This window comes from Fretibacterium fastidiosum, assembly GCF_000210715.1.
GTDB lineage: Bacteria > Synergistota > Synergistia > Synergistales > Aminobacteriaceae > Fretibacterium > Fretibacterium fastidiosum.
This window is the reverse complement of the sequence record NC_021038.1, coordinates 1,139,626-1,142,810: the sequence shown is the minus strand read 5'-3', so window position 1 is coordinate 1,142,810 and position 3,185 is coordinate 1,139,626. Positions and strand designations below refer to the sequence as shown.

The window sequence follows — 3,185 nt, the reverse complement described above, 5'->3', positions numbered from 1 at the left end:
TCGGCCGATCGGGCTTGTCCGGCGTGGGGTTCTGAGGGTTGGGAGTGGGGCCGGGATTGGGGTTGGGCCCAGGGTTGGGATTGGGTTGGGGATTGGGCCCTGGGTTGGGGTTGGGCTGCGGCACGGGATTCTCCGGGGCCTTGACGTCCTCGAAGACCTCGAGCAGGATCGTGAACTTATCGTCGTCCAGGTGAACCCGGGCGCTTGCGTCCTCAGAGGCGGCATTGCCCGGGACGATGTCCTTCGAGGCGTTCAGCCAGGAGACCCGGACCTTCGTAAAGCTCTCCCCCGTCGCCTTGTCCTTGGTGCGCAGCTTCTTCCATTCCTTCGCCTCGACGGAACCGATCAGGGATATCCAGCCTTTTTTGAGCGTCCTGGCGGTGAGCTGCGAGGGGTCCAGCTGGATGGTCAGTCGGGGATCAACGCCGTCCAGGTAGTAATAGTCGATGGTCTTGGCCTTGAAGATGGGGCTCCTGTCCGCCGCCTCGGCGCGCGTGCCGGCGACGTCGCCGTCATTGGGAACGACGCCGATGCAGCTGTATTTCCCCAGGCTCAGCTCCACGTTTTTGGAGAGGTCCCTGACGCCCCTGCCCAGAGAAAATGTTCTGGCCAGGGCCCTGTTCCCTATCCCGATATTGATGCGGGCAAGGGGTTCGTTTCCCGATGCCGTCCTCTCCGGAAGGCCGCTCAGACGCAATTCTCCGCCGCGGACATGGATATTCAGGGGACTCGTCCAGTTGAACCTCCTGCCCTCGCCGCCGAACTCCACCGCGCCGCTCAGGTTTTGGCTGCCGCCCGTAATGGCCGAATTGATCGTGAGGGGACCTGATTGAAATTTGCCGCTTGGCAGCTTTTTGTGTGTGTTGACGGCAATGTCCCTGAAGGACAACACCTGCCCCTGCTCGGCCGCCAGCATGCCGCCGAACTTGACCTCGGCCTTGCCGGCCACCTCCAGAGTCTTCGCGGCCACCAGGGTGGCTCCGCCTCCCGTCTCGAAGCCGTCCTCTTCCTTGATGGCTCCGACCGTCACCTTGCCCCCTCCGATGGACCCGGCGCCTGCAAGCTCCAGGACCCCATTGACCACCAGGGTCTCGCCCTCGGCGAAGATTTTGTTCTTTGGGTTGTTGAGGAACAGGGTTAGGTTTCTCCCCGAGTAATCCTTGTTCTGGAACGTAAAGTCCCGGGGATGTCGTTTCCCAAGTCGGGAATCGAGCACCAGGTGAAACTTGCCCTTCAGCAGCCCGTCCACGTGCGAGTCGTTCCCGTCCAGGGTCACCACGACGTAGGGGTAATGGAGCTGTCCGCCCACGGCATAGGGTTTTGCCTCGAACGTGGAGTCAGGCTCGGTGTTCAGCTGGCTGAAGATCTGGCTGCGGTCCACGGCGACGCTGGCGCCCTTCCTGATCCAGAGAGGGTTGTAGAAGTGACAAGTCACATAATTGCTCTCCGTGTGAAGCGCCTTCTCCCTCAGAAGTCCCCGGTTGAAGGACTCGGTGTCCGCCAGGGATCCGCTGCCCTGGAAGGATGCCCAGACCCTGCCCAGGGAGCCGCGGAAGTGGTCGCCGGGGACCTTGAACTCCCCGCCACGGACGATCAGGCTGCCCTCCCGCACGTCCGTGCCGCCCAAATGGTGCGCCCCGTCCAGGGCCCTGGCCTCGAGGCCCTTGTCCCCGGCGTTCGCGAGGTTGGGTGTCCGCGCGTCGGAATCGATCGTCAGCGTCCCCTTGCCCGTCTTGACCAGGCGGACAAAACCCTTGCCCGACGTGGACCCGTAGAAGTCGTTGTCGAACGCCTCGAGCTCCGCCAACTCATCCCCCAGAGCCATGGCCCTGGGCCTCCTGACCTGCCTTTGGCCCAGGCCGTGCCGAAGGGTCAGCTCCTGCTGGTCAGGGGCGTCCAGGATGCCATAGGTGAGGCGCTCGTTCCCCACGTCCTCGCTTTCGACGAACAGCAGCAGGGGTTGTCCCTCGGCCCTTGCTGCCCCCAGGGTTAGGGGAAGGGGACCGTCGGCCGCCAGGGTGGGGGCGTTCGCCGAGTACGGCGCGCTCAGGATGCCGACCCATCCCTGTCCGAGGGCGTCGTTGGCCGCGCTCAGCACGCCGCCTCGGATCAGCGTCCCCCCGCTGTAATGGGTCCTGTACTCCTCCTCCGAAGGGTTGTCCCCGTTCGACCCTCTGACGACGACCCTCCTGCCGGCGTCGGAACTCACGAGGAGCTGGAAGGTTTTGTTCCCCGCATCGCCGTCGAGGGACTTTTGCGCGCCGGGAGCCACGACCAGGGACCCGCTGCCCGCAGCCGTAAGCTGGAGCACCCGCGTCCTGCCGGGCTCGCCCTTGACGGCCCCCTCGAAGCGTCCCCCTCCCCGGATGGTGTTGAAGACGCCGTCGTCGTCCGTGGGCGTCAGGGTGAAATCGGCACCATTCGTCGTCCCCGGGGGGACCTCCAGAACGCTTGCCGTGGCCCAGGCGGTACCGACCGCCAGCGCGCCTGTCAGCGCGAGCCAACCCAACACTTTTCGCTTACCTCTCAAAACGATGTCCCTCCTTACAAGATTGGAACCTCCTCCTCAAGACGAAAGCCAGAGGGAAATGTTCCTTTGCCGCTAAGAGATGATTTTGAAAAACGAACTGAGATTATACATGTTTACTTAAGCATCTACAAGACGAATAATTATTTTTCAAATTTAATTATTTTAAATAAATATTGGTTGGTTTATCCTTTCTTGGATGCGCCGTGTGGCCCGATGCAGGACGGAAGCCTCGATGCCCTGGTGCTCCGTCGTAAGCGCCGGAGGGGACGGTCTGCCATGGAGGCGGACTGCCCTTCGGCGGGATTTCGTTGTACAATCGTCGCGTTAAGAATATCCTGATGGTTGGAGGTTTTTCTGAAAGATGCTTGTCTTGAAAGACGCGAGGGTCGTCACGGTTGCGGGGAGGACGCTCGAGCGCGGCACGGTCCTGGTGGAGGATGGAAAGATCGCGGCCTGCGGCGTGGACGTCGCGGTCCCGGCCGGGGCGGAGGTCCTGGACCTGACGGGGAAGTGGCTGACGCCGGGGCTGATCGACGCCCACACGCACATCTCGACCTTTAACGAGCCCAATACCCTGCCCGCCCAGATCGACGGAAACGAGAAGACCGACCCGGTGACGGCCCAGGTGCGCGGCATCGACGCCCTGAATCCCTTT

At 62.7% G+C, this 3,185-nt stretch carries 1 protein-coding gene and 1 pseudogene; one reads left to right on the top strand and one right to left on the bottom strand.

The window, feature by feature from the left end; genetic code table 11:
- A partial coding sequence (locus SY1_RS05245) for a hypothetical protein (protein ID WP_208872952.1) occupies positions 1-2,530 on the bottom strand: 2,530 nt, incomplete at its 3' end.
- Positions 2,531-2,891: 361 nt separating this feature from the next.
- On the opposite strand from SY1_RS05245, the pseudogene SY1_RS05240 reads away from it, so the two are divergent.
- Positions 2,892-3,185 (top strand): annotated as a pseudogene (locus SY1_RS05240) (amidohydrolase); the annotation flags it as partial.